We start from the raw sequence: 18,639 nt of genomic DNA on the forward strand, positions 1-18,639 counted from the left end.
GAAATGACTTGCTTTTATATCTGTCCAGAATAGACTGTCAATCCAGGGCAGGAGTGAGGCTGGGGCGTCAGCCGCCTCATGCGATGTCTCGGAGCGGGTCGGTCAACCGTCGTGCATGCCCTCAATCGTCGTCGCCCAAACACACAGGGAACCTCTTATGTTTCGGAAGCTTCAACTTTCACTTTTCGTCGCTGCTGCATTGGTGGGCTCGCTCGGGACCGTCGGCGCGCAGGCTCAGGACACCTTGCGCTTCGGCATCGAGGCCGCCTACCCGCCGTTCGAAAGCAAGTCGCCGAGCGGGCAATTGCAGGGTTTCGACATCGACGTCGGCAATGCGGTTTGCACGAAGCTGGGTGTGAAGTGCGTGTGGGTCGAAAATGCGTTCGACGGACTGATTCCCGCGTTGGAAGCCCGCAAATTCGACGTGATCAATTCCGCGATGAACATCACGGACAAGCGCAAGCAATCGATTGAATTCACGAAGGCGATCTATGTCGTGCCGATCGTGATGGTGGCCCGGCGTGGCTCCGGCCTGTTGCCCGACGTGAAAAGTCTGCACGGCAAACGGGTGGGCGTGTTGCAGGGGTCGTCGCAGGAGGACTTCCTCAAACTTCACTGGGCGAATGCCGGCGTAACGGTCGTCTCGTACCAGGACCAGGATCAGGTCTACGCCGACCTGGTTGCCGGCCGCCTCGACGGCGCCGTTCAGGAAGCGCAAACTGCTGAGGAAGGTTTCCTCGGCAAGCCCGCGGGCCACGAGTATGCGATCGTCGGCAAGCCGCTCAGCGATCCGGCGACGCTCGGCGAGGGCACCGGCTGGGGCTTGCGCAAGGGCGACAAGGCGTTGGTCGCAAAGGTCGATGCCGCGCTCGACGCGCTGAAGAAAGACGGCACGTTGAGCAGTCTTTCGCAGAAGTATTTCAACCGCGACATCATCGCGAAGTAACGGAACCACGAGCCGGCGCGAGAGGTTTCGCACCGGCTTGCTGCGCAATCCGTGGCAGCCCGGCGTCCAGTGCCGACAGAAATAGCGAAGCGAGTTTATGGATTTCGATGTCATCGTGCTGGGCGCCGGGATCGTCGGCGTATCGTCCGCACTGCAGTTGCAGGATCGCGGCCGCCGGGTGGCGCTGGTGGACCGGCGCGCTCCGGGCGAAGAGACCAGCTTCGGTAACGCGGGTCTGATTGAAAGCTCTTCAGTCGTCCCCTACGGTTTTCCGCGCGATTTCGGCACGTTGCTGCGCTATGCAAAGAATCGTTCGACCGACCTGTACTGGGACTATCGGGCGTTGCCGCACTTTGCGAGCTGGCTGGCGCGCTTCTGGTGGGAATCGTCCGCCGAGCGATTGATGGCCGCAGCGCGCGACATGTTGCCGTTGATCCAGCAAAGCGTCGCGGAACATGATCGGCTCATCGAGCGCGCGCAACTCGGTCATCTCGCTCGCGACAGCGGCTGGATCGACGCCTTCCGTACCCCAGCGGAATTTTCGCGGCAGGCGGCCGCCGCCGCGATCACTGCGAACACCTATGGCTTGCGGGTCGCGGTGCTGGATTCGGCGGCGCTAGCCGCGCGCGAGCCGGGCCTCGCGGACGGCTTTTGTGGCGCGTTGCATTGGCAGGACCCGAAGAGCATCGTCAATCCCGGGGCACTGACCAAAGGTTATGCAGGTCTTTTCGAAGCAGGCGGCGGGACGGTGTTCACCGGCGACGCCACCACGCTAACGGCGCAAGCGGAGGCGTGGACGGTTCAGACATCGTCGGGCCTGATCAGCGCAAAAGAAGTCGTGGTGGCGCTCGGTCCATGGTCTGACCGCGTTTTCGCGCCGCTTGGCTACCGCATTCCTTTGCGCGCGAAGCGCGGTTACCACATGCACTATCGTCCGACTCGGCAGATATTGTCGATGCCGTTCGTCGACGCGGAGCAGGGCTACGTGGTGGCACCGATGGAAGGGCGCTTGCGGCTGACCACGGGGGTCGAGATCGCGCGGCGCGACGCCAGGCCGACGGGCATCCAGCTCGAACGCGCGGAGCGCACCGCGCGGCCGAGCTTCGGTCTGGGTGAGCGACTCGATGCGAGTCCGTGGCTCGGCCTGCGTCCTTGCACACCCGACATGCGGCCCGTCATTGGGCGCGCGCCGCGCCATCCCGGGTTGTGGTTTGCATTCGGTCACAACCACCATGGCTTGACCCTGGGTCCCGTGACCGGGCGGCTGCTGGCGGAGATGATGACCGGGACACCGACCTGTGCGGATGCGCGTCCGTTTCGCGTTGAACGGTTTCGTAGTTAGAGACTGAAATAGCCGGCTCTAAAGATCTAGTTGGGTGGCCTACGATCAACTTGAAGCCGTTGTGCGAGCGCATCAGCTATCTGCTCTGCGCTTTTCTTGACTGCCACCTTTTCATCGTGGCCTGAGAGAACGACCTTCGCAGCGATCACGTACGGATTGAGCTTGACCACAGCGCCCGGCATATTCCTGCTCGCGCCCTCTTCGACACTTTCATAGAGCGGCGGCAACTCCGGCGTAGCCAGGTTATCGCAGGAAACCGCGACCTGAAACTGGCTTTGACCTGCGCCCATACCCACCATCGCGCGACGCAACCGGTTACCCTCGTCGACACTGAGAAAAACGCCACGCACCTGCCAGCCGCTGTGGGGCAGCGGTTCACCCGGTGTGACCCGGCGCGCGTCTACTCCGGCCTTCTTCAGATCGTCCGTGAGAGATTGCGCCATCAGCGCAACGATCTCTCGCGCCCGCGCCTGGGGATCCTGCTGCTGGCGCAGCGGGCCTTCAGGCACCAGATTGCCCATGATGCCTCGAGCGCGGTGGCCTGGCCCGCTGTCAGGGGTGACATTTGCGGCGTCGAGATCGAAATCGGAGACATATACGACCGGCGGCGCGACAGGAGCCGAAGGCGATGCGGACGAATCCGCGGCCAGACATCGGTCGGCGCCGGCACATACACACGTCACCAGACAGACCATTCGCATCCATCGAAAGACCATCGCGCACCTCCGCACTCATTGTGCTCCTTGCTACGTACCGGTCGCATGGCAGTAATGAAATATGGCATTCACGCCACGGCCCATACCCCCAATCTCGGGTCTTTCGCGATCTTAAACTCCTATACTGGGTCCGTGCTGTTGTCGACTTCGTGCCTCGTCTGTGTATGCCTTTGCGCGAACCCAATCATCGGACATGACGCCTCTGAAACCGGGTGGGCCGCGCGTCACGTCATCTGCCTGACAGGACGGAGAACGAAGCCATGCTCACGATCGACGACATCCGCGCTGTGCCGTTGTTCTCGACCCTCCCCGACAGCGTACTGGAGAATCTCGCGCACACGTCCGCCGACCTGCATCTGTGCGCGGGCGAGTTCGCGGTTCATGAAGGCGGCGAACGTGCGCTATACGCCGTCCTGTCGGGCAAGATGGAAGTCATCAAGACTTTCGACGGCATCGAGCGAACGTTGGGCTGGCGTCTGCCCGGCACGATCTTCGGCGAAGTGCCGCTTGCGCTGAGTTCGCCGTTTCCGGGCGCGTATCGAGCGGCCGAGCCTTCGCGCGTGATGCGCGTCGATGCGCCGCAATACTACGCGCTCGCGGCGGCATCGCCCGACGTGGCGTTCAGGATGGGCGCGTTGGCGCGCGAGCGCATCGGCGGGCTGCAAAACCTTTCCGCCGAGCAGCCGAAGGCGCGTGTGACCATCGTCGGCAGCCGTTGGGACAATGCGTGCACGCTGCTGCGTCAGTTCCTCGCGCGCAATCAGATCAGCCACGACTGGATGGCGCCGGATGCGCCCGAACTGGCTGCGCGCTGGCCTGGCACGTGTCCAACGGAAGGCGAGTGCCCCGCGTTGCGCCTCGCCGACGGCACGGTGCTGAGTCGGCCCGCGACACGCGAGCTTGCGGGACTCCTCGGCCTTCAGACGCAGCCGCGTCTTCCAGAATATGACACGGTGGTCATCGGTGGCGGGCCTGCGGGGCTTGCTGCCGCGGTGTACGGCGCATCGGAAGGTCTGCGCACACTGGTGCTGGAGCGCGAGGCGCCGGGCGGACAGGCGGGCACCTCCTCGCGCATCGAGAATTATCTCGGCTTTCCCAACGGTGTTTCCGGCGATGAACTCGCGAGCCGCGCGCTGCAACAGGCACGGCGGCTCGGCGCGGAGATCCTCGTGACGCGCTCGGTCGAGCGCATCGATGTAGAAACGCGGAAGATTCATCTCGATGGCGGCGACGCCGTGCGCGCTCGAACGATCATTCTCGCGACAGGCGTCACGTGGCGGCGGCTTGCAATCGACGGCTTCGACCGCTTCATCGGCAAGGGGATTTACTACGGCGCGGCGCGCAGCGAAGCAAGCGCGACGCACGGGCTCGATGTCCATCTGATCGGCGGCGGCAATTCGGCCGGCCAGGCGGCGTTGTTCTTCGCCAATCATGCGCGCCGCGTGACGCTCGTCGTGCGCGGCGATTCGCTCGAAAAGAGCATGTCGCGCTATCTGATCGAACAGCTTGCGGGCAAGTCGAATGTGGCGGTGCAGTTGCGCTCGGAAGTGGTCGGCGCGTATGGCGATACGCATCTGACGGCAATTGACGTTCGTGAATCGACGAGCGACATAGTGAGCCGATACGACTGCGGCGGTCTGTTCGTCTTCATCGGAGCGGATGCGCAGACGGAGTGGCTGCCGCCCGAAATTGCGCGCGATGTGCGCGGCTACGTTCTGACCGGCGATGACGTCGTCAAGGCGGGACGCTGGTCGCACAAGCGCGATCCTTACCTGCTCGAATCCAGCGTCCCTGGCGTATTCGCGTGCGGGGATGTGAGGCTGAGCCCTGTGAAGCGCGTCGCTTCAGCCGTGGGCGAGGGCAGCATGGCGATTGCTTTCGCGCACAAGTATTTGCAGTCGGACGGTGCGTGAGTCTGTCGCGCGATCGCTACGCGGTCTCTACATATTCGCAGGCAGCGCGACGCGTTCCAATACCGTCATCGGGCCGAGTCTTTCGATCACATCCAGCTGCGCCGCGTCACGCACGAAGAGCGAACCCGCAAACCCGAGCGCGTTCACCGACACACCTTCGACACGCTCTTGCGATCTCGGCACGAGCAGCATCCAGCGCCGTGTGACGAGCAGGTTATAGGGCGTCGCATGACAGGATGCACGGTCGATCTCGACCGCGCCGACACCCGCCGCTTCGAGCAGCGTGCGATAGCGGGAAAGCGCCTGCTTCGCCGCATCTGCGCGAATCAACTCATCTGCGTTAAAGCGTGCGAACGCATGCCGAAACGGCAGGCCGGCCAGGCGTTTCTCCACACTGAGCAAGGGCTCGATAGGCACGGGCGGATCGGTTTCCCCGAGCGGCAGCGGCGCGATCTGCAGGTGCTTGTGCGGCTGGCTCGCCCCGGCCTCCGTGCCCGCGTTGTAAAAGCCGATGCCGTCGAACTCGACCATGCACGTCATCAGCGCTTCGAAATCGGCAAGATCGAGCAGCGCTTCCTGCCGTTCGAACTCGCGCGTGACGATCAGCAGATGATGATCGATCACGTTGAACTTGTTCAGCAACGCGAGATGCGTGTCGGAGATATCGGCGACGAACAGATCCGGCTCGTAGGGAAGAAATGGGTTCGCGCGAGGGCGCTTTTCCGTCGGAAGCTTTCGCGCTTGCGCGCGCTGCTGTTCCTTGCGCGTCAGGCTCGACACCTGACGCACGAGAAAGCGGATGCCGCCGCTTTCGATCACCGACTGTTGCGTGTCAATCGGTTGCAGCGCGCCGCAACTCAGCGCATGTTCGGTCTGTCGCAGAATGGCGGGCCACAGCGTGCCCGGAACGAGGCGTCGTGGTTGTTCCATGTGATGTAGGCAGGCGTGGCCGCTACAGCTTGTACCCTATCGTGCGCAACAGATCCTTGCGCCATTGAATGTCTTCAGCGCTTTCGATGCCGACCGGCGAAAAGCCATCGATTACGCCGACGATGCCTCGGCCTTGATCCGTTTCAGCGATCAGCACTTCGACGGGGTTCGCTGTTGCGCAGAAGATGCGGCAGACCTCGGGCACGGCCTTGATCGGGTTCAGCACGTTGACGGGGAAAAAGCCGTCGCCCAGAAACACGAAAAAGCTATGGCCCGCGCCGACGTTGGTTGCGTTCTGGCATGCCATCTCGACGAGGCTCTCGTCCGTGCCGGAGTGCCGCACGAGGCGCTTGCCGGAGGCCTCGCAAAACGCGAGGCCGAACTTGATGCCGGGTACCGTGCCGACCATCGCTTCGTGAATATCCTCGACCGATTTGATGAAGTGGCTTTGCCCGAGAATGAAGTTGGTCGCATCGGGCTTGACGACCTTGACGGCGGACAATTGCATCTTGGACCTCGCTCCATTGCGGCAAGACGCCGATGAAAACACGTCGAAGACGGGCCAGCGCAGCTGCCGATGGTTCGCGCGTCGGCCGGTCTTCGTCGATCCGGCTTCTAGCCTAGTCCCAACTGGGCGTGAGCGAAAGCGACATCAAGTTTTGGCCGAACGCGCGAGCGCCTTGCGGTTGCCCGATTGCGTGCCCGGTGGTCATGCGAAGACCGGCGCCGCCTGCCTTCCCTAGTCTTTCATGGAAAACCCCTGGAGCGTCACCCATGGCAAGCTCGACCGCGCATGGAGCACCCCTTTGGTGCGGTCTCGGCCTGGCTGAAATAACGGTCCTGTACTCATCCGGCCAAAAAAATGAATTACGAGGATTTCTAGCCTCTGTTCATCAGTTTGCCGGTGTGAGGTCAACAGTATCCTCTGCAGCGTTGGAGGCTCCGGATGCTGTCTGCAGTCGGCGCGTGCGCAAACGTTTGCAATTGAATTGCAAGCTTGCAACTCGTGCGTTCTTTCCGCTCCTGGTTCTGACAGGTCAGCCCTTCAACAAGTGAAGCAGAAGCCGGTCGCATTGCGTTTTAACGCTGCTTCATTCTTTCGGCATCCATACAAAAGTCAACCTTACGGAGTCCTCATGCTGCAATTCATCAAGTCTCTGTCGCGCGACGAGCGCGGCGTTAGCGCACTCGAGTATGCGGTGCTCGCCGGCATCGTGGTCATCGCGGTCGTGGCGGCCGGCGCAATTTTCAGTGGCACTGGCGGTCTGCCTGCGCTGTTCCAGAACATGGTCACGAAGGTTACGAACGCACAGAACGGCACCTAATCGATATCTCCCGGCACGGTGGGACCAACGGGCCAGCCCGGCTTCCCGAAGGGGCGCCGGGCGTCTCGGGCACAGCTGCAAACAAGGAAAAGCCAACCATGCTTTACGCAGCGAAATCAGCGGCTTGTCTGGTATTGGCATCGCTCGCGGTGCACGATATCCGTTCGCGCCGCTTGCCCACGCGTGCCGTGTTGCTCGTGGCCTGTCTTTACGGGATCGATGCCGCCGTTGCCGGGGTCAATATCGCGTCGCTCGCGGCTCACCTCGGTGCTGCCGCCATTGCCTTTGCGCTGTTTGCGCTCCTGTTCCGCTGCGGCTGGATGGGCGGAGGCGACGTCAAGCTGGCGGCCGCTGTTTTCCTGTGGGCGGGTCCGGCTTACGCATGGCCGGTGTTTTTCATCGTCTCTTGCGCCGGCCTGGTCCTCGGCTTGACGGCGCTCATCATGGGTCTCTTCCGCAGACGTGTGACGCATTCCTCCCTGGCCTTCACGCAGCTTGCATCACCGCGCGGCGTGCCCTACGGCGTCCCTCTCGCGCTCGGCGGCATCGCGGCCGTGTGGCTACCCGTCCTGAACTTGCTGTAGCCGATCTGAAAGCCGATCGTCACGCCCATGCCCAGAATTCTAAAGATCGTCATCCTCGTGATACTCGCCTCGGTCGGCGCGATCGTTTTCCGCGCGGTGTTCGTCGCCGCATCGCAGCCGGGCCCGGCGCGGCCGCCGGCGATGGATCGGGTGCGCGTAGCAGCCGCGGATCTGCCGGAAGGGATGTTGCTGCGCGAAAGTGATCTTGCCTGGAAAGAGGTGCCTCACAAGCAGGTCCTGCCGGGCGCGCTGGTAAAGAGCGACGCTGACAGCGCGGATGCGACGGACCTGAAAGGCGATGTGCTGCGCCACGCGGTGACAGCCGGCACGATGCTCGGCACTGCGGATGTCATTGCGCCCAATGCACCGGGATTTCTCGCTGCCGCATTGAAGCCCGGCATGCGGGCAACTTCAGTTGCCATCGACGACGTCTCGGGCAACGCCGGCCTGATCCAGCCGGGTGACTACGTCGACGTGCTGCTCACGCAGCAACTCGACGGGCCGGCGCATGCGCCGCAGAACACCGCTCGCTCCGTGGAAAGCGAGACGGTGGTCAACCGGGTTCGCGTGCTCGCGGTCGGCTCGCTGTTCCAGCGGCCCAAGTCAGATACCCCGGACGCGAATACGCGGGCGCGAACCGTGACGTTCGAGGTGACGCCTCATACCGCGCAGGTGATCGCCGTCGCAACGCACCTCGGTTCGCTATCGCTCGCGCTGCGCAGTTTCGCGACCAGCGATCGCACTCCGCCCATCACCGGCAATGAGACGCTGCCGCAATCACCGCCCGTGTGGGCCGGCGACGTCTCGCGTGCCTTGTCGACAGTACGCGTATCGGCGCGCAGCGCGGCCGGGCCGGCCCCGGATGCCACGCACGCGGTGATCGTCTACCGCGGCTCCAAGGTATCGGATGCGGCCGGGGAGACAAGACTGCAAGGCAGTACCGGTGCAGCGGGTCTGCCACCCCTGCCGGCGAACCCGCCGACGACGGTTGCCGGGCAGAATCCGTCGCCGGAACAGCCCACGACACAACGCTGACCCTTCGGCTTGCCCAGGCGGTGAGACCGGACATTAACAGGAAGGATTCATGTTGCATCGTGTCTATTCGGCAGTGCACGTGCGGTGGATTGCCGGATTCGGACTGGCGATCGCACTGATGCATGGCGCACTCGCCGCGAGCAGCGATCCGTCGCTGGCGGTCCCGGCAGGCGGGGGCGAAATGCTGCACCTGCCAGAATCAGCGGTCGCGGTGTTCGTCGCCGATCCGGATGTCGCGGACGTGCATGTGCCGACGCCTCAAACGGTATTCGTGCTCGGCAAGAAGGCAGGCACCACGACCTTGTTCGCGCTCGGCGCCCACAATCGCACGATCCTGCGCGAAACCGTCGTGGTCAGCGCGGATACGTCTTCGATACAGCGTATGCTCGACGCCCGCTTCCCGCAATTTCAGCTGATCCTGACCGCAGCGCCCGGTTCGCTGATGGTGGCCGGGCATGTGCCCGACGCGGCGGCTGCGGACGCCGTGATGCAGTCCCTTACCCCCTTTCTGCACGACAAGGAGACGCTGGTCAACCGGCTGACGTTGACGCGGCCAATCCAGGTGCACCTGCGCGTGCGCATCACGGAAGTGGACCGCAACGTGACGCAGCAGCTGGGCATCAACTGGAACGCACTCGGCCAAAGCGGGAACTTCATCGGCGGCCTCTTCAACGGCCGGGCGGGTTCAGCCACGACGACGCTTTCGTCGACTGGCGCATTCTCTATCCTTGGGGCGTTTCAGGCCGGCAAATGGGCGATCGACGGGGTGCTCGACGCGCTCGATCAGGAAGGCCTGATCACGATGCTCGCCGAACCGAACCTCACTGCAATGTCCGGCGAAACCGCCAGCTTCCTCGCGGGCGGCGAGTTTCCGATCCCGGTTCCGCAAGGCCAGACCAATTCGATCACGATCGAGTTCAAACCCTACGGCGTGTCGCTCGACTTCACGCCCACGGTGCTGGCGGATAACCGGATCAGCCTCAAGGTGCGCCCTGAAGTCAGCGAACTCGATTCGACCAACGGTGTAACGATCGACAGCATCAAGGTGCCCGCGCTAACCGTGCGCCGCGTCGAAACCACCGTTGAATTGTCGAGCGGACAAAGCTTCGCCATTGGCGGACTGCTGCAGAGCAATACCAGCGACGTCCTCGCGGAGTTGCCGGGCCTCGGCAAGCTTCCGGTCCTCGGCAAGCTGTTCTCGTCGAAGAACTATCTGAACAACAAGTCCGAAGTGGTGGTCATCGTGACGCCTTATATCGTGCAGCCCGCTGAACCCGGTCGTCTGCGGCAACCGATCGACACCATCGTGCATCCGAGCAGCGACATCGAGTTTGTGCTGCAGAGCAGGCTCGGGCTCGATCCGCTGTCGGGCAACGTGCCGCGCCTCGTCGGGGCTGCGGGCTTCGTCTACTGAGCTATCGGGAAACACGCCATGCTCCTTCGACTGATTGGTATTGGACTGGTGCCGCTCCTGCTGTCCGGCTGCATGTCCGCAACCCCGCCACTCGGGCTTCCCGATACATCGATGGTCGGCTTCGACGGCCGCTACGCGATCGCGCCGGACTGCGCGACGCTGGTGCAGCCGTCGCATCTGATCGATGCGGGCCATGCGCGCCCCGGCATCCCGTTCGGCTGTGCGACGTTGACGAATCTCGCGGTGATGCTCGCGCGGCCGGAGGATCTCATCGCTCCGCTGCCCTACGCCGGCAGCGACGCAACGTCGGCCGCAGGCGCGGTGCGCCGCTTTGAAGAAGGCCGCGTGAAGCAGCCGAACGCCACGTCGACGACGACTTCATCGACACACTGACGCCCCCCATGAACGCGATCGACATGCTTCGTCCCTTCAGTTCGGCCGCAGCGCACGCGGTGGATCTGCTTGCGGTCTTCTCTGACGCAACCAGCGTCGATGCCGCGAAGAGTCTGATTGTCGATCAGGCGATCCCGAATGCGCACGCGCAGATCGGCAACATCGACGACGCAATCCGTCTGCTGCAGAATCTCCCGCGGCCGCCGCGCCAATTGCTGGTCGATGTATCCGGCTCCGACATGCCATTGTCGGACCTGGCTCGACTGGCCGACGTGTGCGCGCCGTCGGTCGCCGTCGTCGTGATCGGCGATCGCAACGATGTCGGTCTGTATCGCAGCCTGCTCGAGATCGGCATCCAGGACTATCTCGTGAAGCCTGTGACGGTCGAACTGCTGCTGCGTGCACTGTCGGCGCGTGATCCGTCCGCCCAGGTGCGCACCGGTAAGGTGATCAGCTTCATTGGCGCAAGGGGTGGCGCAGGCATGACGACGATCGCCGTCTCGCTGGCGCGTCATCTGGCGGATGAGACGCTCAGGCATGTGGTGTACGTCGACCTCAATCTGCATGGTGGGGCGGCGGTTTCGATGCTAGGGCTCCCGTCAGGCAACGGGCTGACCGATCTGTTGCAGGACACGCGCAACATCGATCCGCAGGCACTCGATCGCGCGGTGGTGGCAGCCGGCGAACGGCTCTTCACGCTGTCGTCCGAGCTTCCGTATGAAACGGAGTTTGCCGTGCTTCCGGGCGCGTTTGCGGAGCTGATCAGCACGCTCAAGCGCCGCTTCCATTATGTGCTGCTCGATCTGCCGGCCCGCAGCGGCCGCAGCGTCGAAGAGGCGCTCGACGCATCACAGGTCGTCTGCATCGTGGCGGATCCCTCCGTGTATGCGGCACGCGAGTGCATGCGCCTGCTCCGCTTCACCGAAGATCGCCCGGGCGAAGCGGTGATCTCGGTGCTGCTGAACAATCCGCACGAACCCGTCGCGGACCGCGTCCAGCCGCTGGACTTCAAGCGCGCGATCGGTCGCGCCGTGGTGCACGAATTGCCATACGATCCAAAACCGCTCGCGCGGGCCGAAAACCTCGGCGAACCGGTCGGGGCTAGCGGGAAGCCTCAGGGGTTCGCCGCCGCTATCGAACGCGTTGCAAGCAGCCTCACGGGCCGTGAGTCTCCGGCACCCGCTCCCTGGCACGCGCGGTTATTCAAAGTGCGGAGAACTGGCTGATGTTCGGCGTCAAAAAACAGTCCCCGCAGCCTGTGCCGCTCGCCGACACAGAAACCGTGCAGCCCGTGGCGCCCGCGCCTGTGCATCCGCGCACGCCGCCTGACGGCTACGAGACCGTGATTCGCTCGGACAACTTCAGGAAAATCCGCGCGGTGGTTTTTGCGTCGATGAACATGTCTGCCGCGCTGATGAAAACGCGCGACCAGGTACGCGCAGGCATCGAGGAAATCGCTGCCGACGCGGTGGTACGTGAACAGCTGCACATCACGCCTGCCGAGCAGGCCCAGATCGTCGGCGAAATCCTCAATGACATGTTTGGTGTCGGGCCGATCGAACCGCTGCTCGCCGATGATGCGGTGACGGATATCCTCGTCAACGGTCCGGATCAGGTCTACGCCGAGCGGCACGGCCGGCTGGAACTGACGCCGCTGAAGTTCCGCGACAACGCGCATGTGACTAACGTCGCGCAGCGCATTGCAGCCGCGGTGGGCCGACGCGTCGACGAAAGCAGCCCGATGGTCGACGCGCGACTGGCCGACGGAAGCCGCGTCAATGTCGTGCTGCCGCCGATCGCGTTACGCGGCGCATCGATCTCGATCCGGAAGTTCTCGCGGCGCAATATCACGCTTGCAAGGATGGCACAGCAAGGCAACATCTCGCCGGAGATGGTCCGCGTGCTGAAGATCGCCGGGGCGTGCCGTCTGAACATCATCATCTCGGGCGGTACCGGGTCGGGCAAGACGACGTTGCTCAATGCTCTGTCGCATCACATCGACGAACACGAACGTGTCGTGACCATCGAGGACGCGGCGGAACTGCAATTGCAGCAACCGCACGTCGTCAGCCTCGAAACGCGCCCTGAGAACAGCGAGGGACTGGGTGCCGTGACGCAGAGAGACCTCGTGCGCAACGCGTTGCGGATGCGTCCCGACCGCATCATTCTGGGTGAAACACGTGGTCCGGAGGCCTTCGACGTACTGCAGGCGATGAACACCGGTCACGACGGTTCGATGACGACCATTCACGCGAATACGCCACGCGACGCGATCACCCGGCTCGAAAGCATGGTGATGATGGCGAACGGGAACCTGCCGCTGACGGCGATCAGACGCCAGATTGCGAGTGCCGTGCATTTGATCCTGCAGATCGAACGCATGCGCGACGGCGTGCGCCGCGTCACGCGCGTAACCGAGCTGGCCGGCATGGAAGGCGACGTGATCATCACGCAAGATCTGTTCGCGTTTCGCTACGATGCCAGCGCCTATCACGAAGATGTGAGGGGCACCTTCGAGTCGTCGTCGCTGCGTCCGGTGTTCGCGACACGCGCGGCCTACTACGGCCTCGAGACGACCCTGATGGAGGCACTGCGGCCATGACGCCAGCGGACGTCGTCGGCGCCGGTGCGTTCCTTGCAATCGTGCTGACCGGCATGTTCGTGTCGTCGCTGCGCGATCTCGTACGCAATCGGCCGCGGCGGCGCATTCAGGAGCGCATGAAAGAGCTTCAGCAGGTGCGCGTCGCAAGGCAGCGGTCTGCGCCAGCAGACACGAGCGGCGCATTGTTCGAACGTCCGAAGGACTACGGCGCGTTCCAGAGGTGGTTCCAGCAACATGTGCAGCGGATCAGGGCGGTAAGCGGCGGGGGCGGCATTCGTCTCGTCTGTGCGAGTGGCATCGCCGGCGCTGTGGTCGCGTTCATCGTCGTGCGGCTCGCGCCGCTGCCAGCGTGGTCGCATCTGTTGATTTATGCCGCCTTGCCGCTCGCCGCTACGAGGTTCACTTATCGCTTTCTGATCGCCCGCTTCCGCGCGCAGTTTCTGCTGGTATTTCCCGATACGCTCGACCTGATCATCCGGGCGGTGCGTGCCGGTATCCCGGTCGTGCAGGCGATCAGCACCGCCGGCAAGGAGGCCGAGGAACCGGTTCGCTCGACGTTCCGCACAATGGGCGACAGCTTGCGGCTCGGTGCGGACCTGAAAGAAGTGCTCGACAAGGCTGTCGCACGCCTGCAGATCGCCGACTTTTCGTTCTTTGCGGTGTGTCTGCTGCTGCAACGTGAGACAGGGGGAAATCTGGGGGAAACGCTGGAGAACCTGTCAGGGATCATCCGCACCCGCAGGGACATTCGTCTGAAAACCCGCGCGCTGACCGCCGAGGGCCGAATCGCGAGCAAGATCATTTCCGCGGTGCCCTTCTTCATCATGGGCTTTTTGTACGTCATCAACCGGCCGTATGTCGACCTTCTGTTTCACACGCGCGCTGGCCACAAGATGCTGACGCTTGCCGCGGTGCTACTCGTCATCGGTCTTTCGTTGATTCAAAAAATCTCGAACCTGAATACCTCGCGATGAACCTGATCGGCTCCGATGCCGTGCGCGACCTTGCGCTGGTGCTCCTGCTAAGCGGCGGGCTCCTGCTTGCGCTGATGCGGCCGCGCAGCACCCGCCGTCGCATCGCGCATCGCGCGCGTAGCGCCGCAATACGTGTGGACTCCCATCCCCAATTGCGCGCGGAAGAGCACGTGGCGGACCTTTGGCAACGCCTGCTGAAGCGCTTCGCATCGCTCGGCGAGCGGGTGCCGGTGGGCGGTGCGGCGCAGCGCAACCAGCTGAGCGAGCAACTGGTCCGGGCCGGATTTCGCGAGCGCCGCGCGGTTTCGGTGATGATCGGCTTCAAGCTGCTGGCCGGCGCGTTGTTCGCGCTGGCGGCGATCGTGCTCGGTCCGTATGTGCCACGCATCGGCGAGTATTTTGTGTTTCGCGCGCTGATGATGGGCGGCGTGTTCATCGTCGGGATGATATTGCCCGAGCTTGCGCTGAACGCGCTGATCAGCCGCCGTCAAAAGGCGATAGCCTCATGTCTGCCCGACGCGCTCGACCTGCTGGTGATCTGCACCAACGCGGGCAACAGTCTGGTGGTCGGTGTGAAGCGTGTCGCGCGCGAACTGGAGACGATCTGCCCGCCGCTTGCCGACGAGTTTGCCGTAGCCGGCGACGAGTTGCAGGTCAGCGGCGACAGTGCGGGTGCCTTGCGCAACCTGGCGGCGCGAATCGGTTTGCCCTCGGTGCGCGCGCTCGTGACCACGCTGATTCAGTCGCAACAGTACGGCACGCCGATCACCCATTCGCTGCGCATGTTGTCACGCGCCGAGCGGACCGCGCAGATGATGGCGCTCGAAGAAAAGGCCGCGAAGCTTGCAACCAAGATGACCTTGCCCATGATGCTCTTCATCCTGCCGACGGTGGGCCTGATCGCGGCGGGCCCCGCAGTGATTCGCCTGATAGCGGTGTTCAAATGAAAATTTCCTCGGCCTTGCTGCGCTCCTTCGCCCTAGCGCTGCCGTTTGCCGCCGTCTTGCTGACGGGTTGCGCCAGCGGCGGCAGTTTTAACCCGCGCCCCGTCTCGTCGTTGCGCAACACCGATGGAATGAGCGATCTGCGCGTGGCCGACAGTGCTTTGCAAGCCGGCGATGTCGAGCTCGCGAGCACGCTGTTCCAAAAAGCCCTCGCGGCAAACCCGAACTCGACCGAGGCGCAACTCGGTTTGGGCGACGCGATGTACCTGGCCGGCGACCTCGACCGGGCCCGAGCGCTTTACCAGCTCGCCGCGCAGCAGACCCCGGCGAAGCCGGCAGCGCAACTCGGTCTCGCACGCGTGGCGTTGCGGCAGCGCCGGCTCGACGATGCGGCCGCTCTATATCGCGCGCTGCTAGCCGCCAAGCCTGACGATCCGGTGTTATGCGAGGGTCTCGGCACGGTGCTCGACCTTCAGGGCCGTCACGCGGACGCTCAGGCGATCTATCACAGTGCGCTCGCGGCGCACCCGGAGGTACAGGGTTTGCGCGTCAACCTGGGCCTGTCTCTCATTCTTGAGAACAAGCCCCGTCAGGCCGCCAACACGCTGCTCGACGTTGCAGGACTGCCGGATGCACCTCTGCAGGCGCGCCAGAACCTGGCTCTCGCGTACGGGCTGCTCGGCAACACGGAGGCGGCGAAGAAGATACTGCTGGTCGATCTGCCGCCGTCTTCGGCAGACGACAACCTGCGCTTTTATCAATCGCTGCGCGACAGGTTCGCCGGGCGTCCATCAGATACCCGGCAGACCGACGGCAAGGCCACGGCGGCAAGCGTTTCGCAACAGGCGGAGACGCCGAAATGAATCCGCGCGGGCAAGCCGTCAACCCGTCGCGCCGTGCGGTCCGGGCACGGCGTGAGTCCCGTGCCGGCGCCGAGCGCGGAGCGGTCGCGCTCGAATTCGTTCTGGTGTTTCCCTTCCTCATGATGGTGCTGTTCGGCATCATCGACGTGAGCCTGCTGCTATGCGACAAGGCGATCATTACCAATGCGAGTCGAGAAGCGGCCCGCGCCGGGGTGGTCGTGCGGATTCCACAGTTGACGGTTACGCAGATCAGCAATGTCGCGCTGAATTACACGCAGCAGAATCTTGTCACTGGAGGCACGGCTACCACACCCACTGTTACGGTAGATCAGTCAGGCGGCACGTCTTCCGGCAGTCCGTTGTCGGTCACGGTGACCTATAAATATCAGGGCCTTGTTCTGGGTTCTGCTTTAAGTGTACTGACCGGCCCGGTCACGTTGACGGCCACCACTGTGATGAACTACGAGTGATGCCGGACATGGAGCGCATTGCCAAACCGTCGCGAGATCGGCCGTCCCGCCCCCAGAGTCGGCAACGTGGCTCCGTGGCGCTCTTCTTCGTGTTGTTCCTCGTAGCGTTGCTGGGCTTCGGCGCCTTCGCGGTCGACCTTGCGCGTGTCAGCGTGGTGCGCAACGAACTGCAAAATGCGGCTGACGCTGCGGCGCTGAGCGGTGCGGGCTCGCTATGGGCTGCCGGCACTAACGGGCCGAACTGGGCTCAGGCGCAAACCCTGGCAAGCAACAGCGTCTCGCTAAACCGATCCGATCAACAGAAGCTGACGACGGGCACGATTCAAACCGGATACTGGAACCTGTCGGGCAGCCCTGCCGGTATGCAGTCGACAACGATTTCGCCGGGCGTCGATGATGCAGCCGCAGTGCGGGTTGTGGTGAGGCGCGCTGCGAACCAGAACGGCGGCGCGATCAACCTGTTACTTGGGGGGCTGCTGAATCTGCTCAGCACGCCCGGCAGCGCGACTGCCGTTGCCGTGGTCACGGCGCCGGACACGGTAGGCGCGGGCGGCCTTTTTCCGGTCGTGCTGGACCAGTGCATTTACGACCAGTACTGGAACTCGCAGACCAATGAACCGATGATCGACCCGTCGACGGGCCTGCCTTACGAATTCCGGATTACAAACTATCAAACCTATGGAGCATCGTGTACTGCTGGCCAATGGACGTCATTCCTGATCAACGCGAACAACGTGACGACCGTTCGCTCGCTGATCGCGAACGGCAATCCAACGCCGCTGAGCATCGGTGACAGCATCTGGATCGAACCCGGTGCGAAAGCGTCGCTGTACAAGTCGGTGCCGACGGACGTCACGATCGTGATTCCCGTTGCGACGCAAATCGACATCAAGACGTATGTTCCGATCGTCGCTTTCGCGGCGTTCTACGTCGACGCATCGGTTGGAGGCAGCAGCAAATACATTCAGGGGCATTTCGTCGCGGGCTACAAGATACCGACATCGGCGAGCGGAGTCGGACCCAACTATGGAGCGTACATCCCACCGCGCCTCGCGCAGTGATCAAGTTGCCGGCCTGACGCTGCGCCGCGAAAACAGGAGGTGAGCCTCTCCAGTGACGCCCTGGCCATCGAGGATCCGTTCAACGCGGGCGCGAACTCTATCGCAGTCGTCAACGGTGAAGCTCTCTATGCTCGCGGGTATCGTCACCTCAACGAAGATCTCCCAGCGGTTAGCGACGCGAACCAGACGGAGCAAGCAAGGAAAGTCGCCCAGATCTTGTAAAGCGGAGCGAATCGCCGTTTCGATCGGTGCTCTTTGTTCTGCGTCGGGAGCCTTTGCCAGAAGCTCTGAAAGCGCGTCTTTCCCCATTGAATACGGTACGCCGATCGAGAGCAGCACGAGAAGCGTCACAAAGGTGGAATCTGCATAGCGCGCGGCTGTTGCAAAACCGAAGGACTGCAGCATCAGCGCGCCCGCGAAGGAAAGCACGAGGCAACCGGATATGGCCGCATTGATTGACCACGTCGTCAGGTCGGCCCGTAAAAGCTCGTTTTGGGTTTGTCGATGTATGCGCCGGATGATCAGGGCCGCCGTCGCGCATGCGACTGCCGAAAACGCAGCGAAGGCCATCGCTTCGGCGAAGGGGACGTCATTGCCTCCCGATAACATCGCGGCGATTGCGTACCATAGGGCGATCAGTGATACGCCGGCAATCAGCAGGCTCTTGATCATGTTCACAAGCGGCACGAAGTAGGCATATCCATAAGGAAAGCTGGGATTGGACGGCTGCCGGAGAAGCTTTGAAACGTGCAGCGTGAATGCCGCAGCGACTGCGAAGACGGCGTTGAACATGCCATCGAGAAGGATCGCCTGCGATCCGGTGAAGACGGCAACCGTTAGCGCGATGCCGGCCATCAAGAGGGTGATCGCGAGCGAAACAATGAAACCGGCGCGCTCCGATGAGGCGTTGGAACGCGACGTCAACTTCCGGTCGACTCGACTCATTGTTCCCTCCTTCTCACGAAGCGGACAACTCGAACCGCTCACTTACCACTCTGGGCGATTTTATCCATGATTCACCCGTTCAGTTGTTGGGGAAATGACGCGCAGGCGTTAAGTGAACAACTGCGTTCCAGTGAACGCTCGCCTACCCGCCAGCGCGCCAGGCGCTGGCCAACAGAACAAGA

19 protein-coding genes are annotated in these 18,639 nt (G+C 63.1%); 15 read left to right on the forward strand and 4 right to left on the reverse strand.

What is annotated here, in order from left to right:
• Positions 1 to 157: 157 nt before the first annotated feature.
• Both L0U81_RS16330 and L0U81_RS16335 read left to right on the forward strand, forming a co-directional pair.
• Positions 158 to 946 carry an ABC transporter substrate-binding protein gene (locus L0U81_RS16330; RefSeq protein ID WP_233804510.1) on the forward strand — a complete coding sequence of 263 codons (789 nt, stop codon included), beginning with the start codon at positions 158 to 160 and terminating at the stop codon, positions 944 to 946.
• Positions 947 to 1,043: 97 nt separating this feature from the next.
• Positions 1,044 to 2,288 (forward strand): NAD(P)/FAD-dependent oxidoreductase, encoded by a 1,245-nt coding sequence (locus L0U81_RS16335; RefSeq protein ID WP_233804512.1) that lies wholly within the window; start codon positions 1,044 to 1,046, stop codon positions 2,286 to 2,288.
• A 26-nt stretch (positions 2,289 to 2,314) separates the two neighbouring features.
• On the opposite strand, the gene L0U81_RS16340 is transcribed toward L0U81_RS16335, so the two are convergent.
• Entirely contained in the window at positions 2,315 to 3,004 is a 690-nt protein-coding gene (locus tag L0U81_RS16340) for a DUF4410 domain-containing protein (RefSeq protein ID WP_326489833.1), read from the reverse strand.
• Between the two features lie 260 nt (positions 3,005 to 3,264).
• Here L0U81_RS16340 and L0U81_RS16345 point away from each other — a divergent pair, with 260 nt between their 5' ends.
• On the forward strand, positions 3,265 to 4,917 hold the full coding sequence (locus L0U81_RS16345) for an FAD-dependent oxidoreductase (protein ID WP_233804514.1): 1,653 nt from the start codon (positions 3,265 to 3,267) through the stop codon (positions 4,915 to 4,917).
• Positions 4,918 to 4,944: 27 nt separating this feature from the next.
• On the opposite strand, the gene L0U81_RS16350 is transcribed toward L0U81_RS16345, so the two are convergent.
• Both L0U81_RS16350 and L0U81_RS16355 read right to left on the reverse strand, forming a co-directional pair.
• The gene (locus L0U81_RS16350; RefSeq protein WP_233804516.1) at positions 4,945 to 5,847 is read right to left on the reverse strand and encodes an ATP adenylyltransferase family protein; all 903 of its coding nucleotides are present in this window, start codon (positions 5,845 to 5,847) and stop codon (positions 4,945 to 4,947) included.
• A 22-nt stretch (positions 5,848 to 5,869) separates the two neighbouring features.
• Positions 5,870 to 6,355: an adenosine-specific kinase gene (locus L0U81_RS16355; protein ID WP_233804518.1), complete on the reverse strand. Its 486-nt coding sequence runs from the start codon at positions 6,353 to 6,355 to the stop codon at positions 5,870 to 5,872.
• A 628-nt stretch (positions 6,356 to 6,983) separates the two neighbouring features.
• On the opposite strand from L0U81_RS16355, the gene L0U81_RS16360 reads away from it, so the two are divergent.
• The 12 genes from L0U81_RS16360 to L0U81_RS16415 all read left to right on the forward strand — a co-directional run bounded on the left by L0U81_RS16360 (position 6,984) and on the right by L0U81_RS16415 (position 17,512).
• Positions 6,984 to 7,172, forward strand: coding sequence for a Flp family type IVb pilin (locus L0U81_RS16360; protein WP_233804520.1), 189 nt, complete (start codon positions 6,984 to 6,986; stop codon positions 7,170 to 7,172).
• Positions 7,173 to 7,270: 98 nt separating this feature from the next.
• A complete protein-coding gene (locus L0U81_RS16365) occupies positions 7,271 to 7,756 on the forward strand; it encodes an A24 family peptidase (RefSeq protein WP_233804522.1) in 486 nt (161 codons plus the stop codon).
• Between the two features lie 27 nt (positions 7,757 to 7,783).
• Positions 7,784 to 8,791, forward strand: a complete 1,008-nt coding sequence (gene cpaB / locus L0U81_RS16370) for a Flp pilus assembly protein CpaB (RefSeq protein ID WP_233804524.1) — start codon at positions 7,784 to 7,786, stop codon at positions 8,789 to 8,791.
• Between the two features lie 49 nt (positions 8,792 to 8,840).
• Complete coding sequence (locus L0U81_RS16375) at positions 8,841 to 10,205, forward strand: type II and III secretion system protein family protein (protein ID WP_442793423.1); 1,365 nt, start codon at positions 8,841 to 8,843, stop codon at positions 10,203 to 10,205.
• A gap of 18 nt (positions 10,206 to 10,223) precedes the next feature.
• Positions 10,224 to 10,598 (forward strand): CpaD family pilus assembly lipoprotein, encoded by a 375-nt coding sequence (locus L0U81_RS16380; RefSeq protein WP_233804526.1) that lies wholly within the window; start codon positions 10,224 to 10,226, stop codon positions 10,596 to 10,598.
• Between the two features lie 23 nt (positions 10,599 to 10,621).
• Positions 10,622 to 11,824, forward strand: a complete 1,203-nt coding sequence (locus L0U81_RS16385) for an AAA family ATPase (protein WP_233804528.1) — start codon at positions 10,622 to 10,624, stop codon at positions 11,822 to 11,824.
• Positions 11,824 to 13,200 (forward strand): CpaF family protein, encoded by a 1,377-nt coding sequence (locus L0U81_RS16390; RefSeq protein WP_233804530.1) that lies wholly within the window; start codon positions 11,824 to 11,826, stop codon positions 13,198 to 13,200. The genes L0U81_RS16385 and L0U81_RS16390 overlap by 1 nt, the downstream gene beginning before the upstream one ends.
• The gene (locus tag L0U81_RS16395) at positions 13,197 to 14,174 is read left to right on the forward strand and encodes a type II secretion system F family protein (RefSeq protein WP_233804532.1); all 978 of its coding nucleotides are present in this window, start codon (positions 13,197 to 13,199) and stop codon (positions 14,172 to 14,174) included. Before L0U81_RS16390 ends, L0U81_RS16395 begins: the two co-directional genes overlap by 4 nt.
• Positions 14,171 to 15,121: a type II secretion system F family protein gene (locus L0U81_RS16400; RefSeq protein WP_442793424.1), complete on the forward strand. Its 951-nt coding sequence runs from the start codon at positions 14,171 to 14,173 to the stop codon at positions 15,119 to 15,121. The genes L0U81_RS16395 and L0U81_RS16400 overlap by 4 nt, the downstream gene beginning before the upstream one ends.
• Positions 15,118 to 15,981: a tetratricopeptide repeat protein gene (locus L0U81_RS16405; protein ID WP_233804534.1), complete on the forward strand. Its 864-nt coding sequence runs from the start codon at positions 15,118 to 15,120 to the stop codon at positions 15,979 to 15,981. The genes L0U81_RS16400 and L0U81_RS16405 overlap by 4 nt, the downstream gene beginning before the upstream one ends.
• Complete coding sequence (locus tag L0U81_RS16410) at positions 15,978 to 16,451, forward strand: TadE/TadG family type IV pilus assembly protein (RefSeq protein ID WP_267957003.1); 474 nt, start codon at positions 15,978 to 15,980, stop codon at positions 16,449 to 16,451. The genes L0U81_RS16405 and L0U81_RS16410 overlap by 4 nt, the downstream gene beginning before the upstream one ends.
• An 8-nt stretch (positions 16,452 to 16,459) precedes the next feature.
• Positions 16,460 to 17,512: a Tad domain-containing protein gene (locus tag L0U81_RS16415; RefSeq protein WP_233804535.1), complete on the forward strand. Its 1,053-nt coding sequence runs from the start codon at positions 16,460 to 16,462 to the stop codon at positions 17,510 to 17,512.
• On the opposite strand, the gene L0U81_RS16420 is transcribed toward L0U81_RS16415, so the two are convergent.
• A complete protein-coding gene (locus tag L0U81_RS16420; RefSeq protein ID WP_233804537.1) occupies positions 17,513 to 18,457 on the reverse strand; it encodes a cation transporter in 945 nt (314 codons plus the stop codon).
• Between the last annotated feature and the right edge of the window lie 182 nt (positions 18,458 to 18,639).

It is taken from the genome of Paraburkholderia sp. HP33-1 (assembly GCF_021390595.1).
Lineage (GTDB): Bacteria > Pseudomonadota > Gammaproteobacteria > Burkholderiales > Burkholderiaceae > Paraburkholderia.

What these genes read in the sequence shown, in the direction of transcription:
- L0U81_RS16330 (WP_233804510.1), top strand. Translation starts at nt 158, where the DNA reads ATGTTTCGGAAGCTTCAACTTTCACTTTTCGTCGCTGCTGCATTGGTG.
- L0U81_RS16335 (WP_233804512.1), top strand. Translation starts at nt 1,044, where the DNA reads ATGGATTTCGATGTCATCGTGCTGGGCGCCGGGATCGTCGGCGTATCG.
- L0U81_RS16340 (WP_326489833.1), bottom strand. Translation starts at nt 3,004, where the DNA reads ATGGTCTTTCGATGGATGCGAATGGTCTGTCTGGTGACGTGTGTATGT.
- L0U81_RS16345 (WP_233804514.1), top strand. Translation starts at nt 3,265, where the DNA reads ATGCTCACGATCGACGACATCCGCGCTGTGCCGTTGTTCTCGACCCTC.
- L0U81_RS16350 (WP_233804516.1), bottom strand. Translation starts at nt 5,847, where the DNA reads ATGGAACAACCACGACGCCTCGTTCCGGGCACGCTGTGGCCCGCCATT.
- L0U81_RS16355 (WP_233804518.1), bottom strand. Translation starts at nt 6,355, where the DNA reads ATGCAATTGTCCGCCGTCAAGGTCGTCAAGCCCGATGCGACCAACTTC.
- L0U81_RS16360 (WP_233804520.1), top strand. Translation starts at nt 6,984, where the DNA reads ATGCTGCAATTCATCAAGTCTCTGTCGCGCGACGAGCGCGGCGTTAGC.
- L0U81_RS16365 (WP_233804522.1), top strand. Translation starts at nt 7,271, where the DNA reads ATGCTTTACGCAGCGAAATCAGCGGCTTGTCTGGTATTGGCATCGCTC.
- cpaB (WP_233804524.1), top strand. Translation starts at nt 7,784, where the DNA reads ATGCCCAGAATTCTAAAGATCGTCATCCTCGTGATACTCGCCTCGGTC.
- L0U81_RS16375 (WP_442793423.1), top strand. Translation starts at nt 8,841, where the DNA reads ATGTTGCATCGTGTCTATTCGGCAGTGCACGTGCGGTGGATTGCCGGA.
- L0U81_RS16380 (WP_233804526.1), top strand. Translation starts at nt 10,224, where the DNA reads ATGCTCCTTCGACTGATTGGTATTGGACTGGTGCCGCTCCTGCTGTCC.
- L0U81_RS16385 (WP_233804528.1), top strand. Translation starts at nt 10,622, where the DNA reads ATGCTTCGTCCCTTCAGTTCGGCCGCAGCGCACGCGGTGGATCTGCTT.
- L0U81_RS16390 (WP_233804530.1), top strand. Translation starts at nt 11,824, where the DNA reads ATGTTCGGCGTCAAAAAACAGTCCCCGCAGCCTGTGCCGCTCGCCGAC.
- L0U81_RS16395 (WP_233804532.1), top strand. Translation starts at nt 13,197, where the DNA reads ATGACGCCAGCGGACGTCGTCGGCGCCGGTGCGTTCCTTGCAATCGTG.
- L0U81_RS16400 (WP_442793424.1), top strand. Translation starts at nt 14,171, where the DNA reads ATGAACCTGATCGGCTCCGATGCCGTGCGCGACCTTGCGCTGGTGCTC.
- L0U81_RS16405 (WP_233804534.1), top strand. Translation starts at nt 15,118, where the DNA reads ATGAAAATTTCCTCGGCCTTGCTGCGCTCCTTCGCCCTAGCGCTGCCG.
- L0U81_RS16410 (WP_267957003.1), top strand. Translation starts at nt 15,978, where the DNA reads ATGAATCCGCGCGGGCAAGCCGTCAACCCGTCGCGCCGTGCGGTCCGG.
- L0U81_RS16415 (WP_233804535.1), top strand. Translation starts at nt 16,460, where the DNA reads ATGGAGCGCATTGCCAAACCGTCGCGAGATCGGCCGTCCCGCCCCCAG.
- L0U81_RS16420 (WP_233804537.1), bottom strand. Translation starts at nt 18,457, where the DNA reads ATGAGTCGAGTCGACCGGAAGTTGACGTCGCGTTCCAACGCCTCATCG.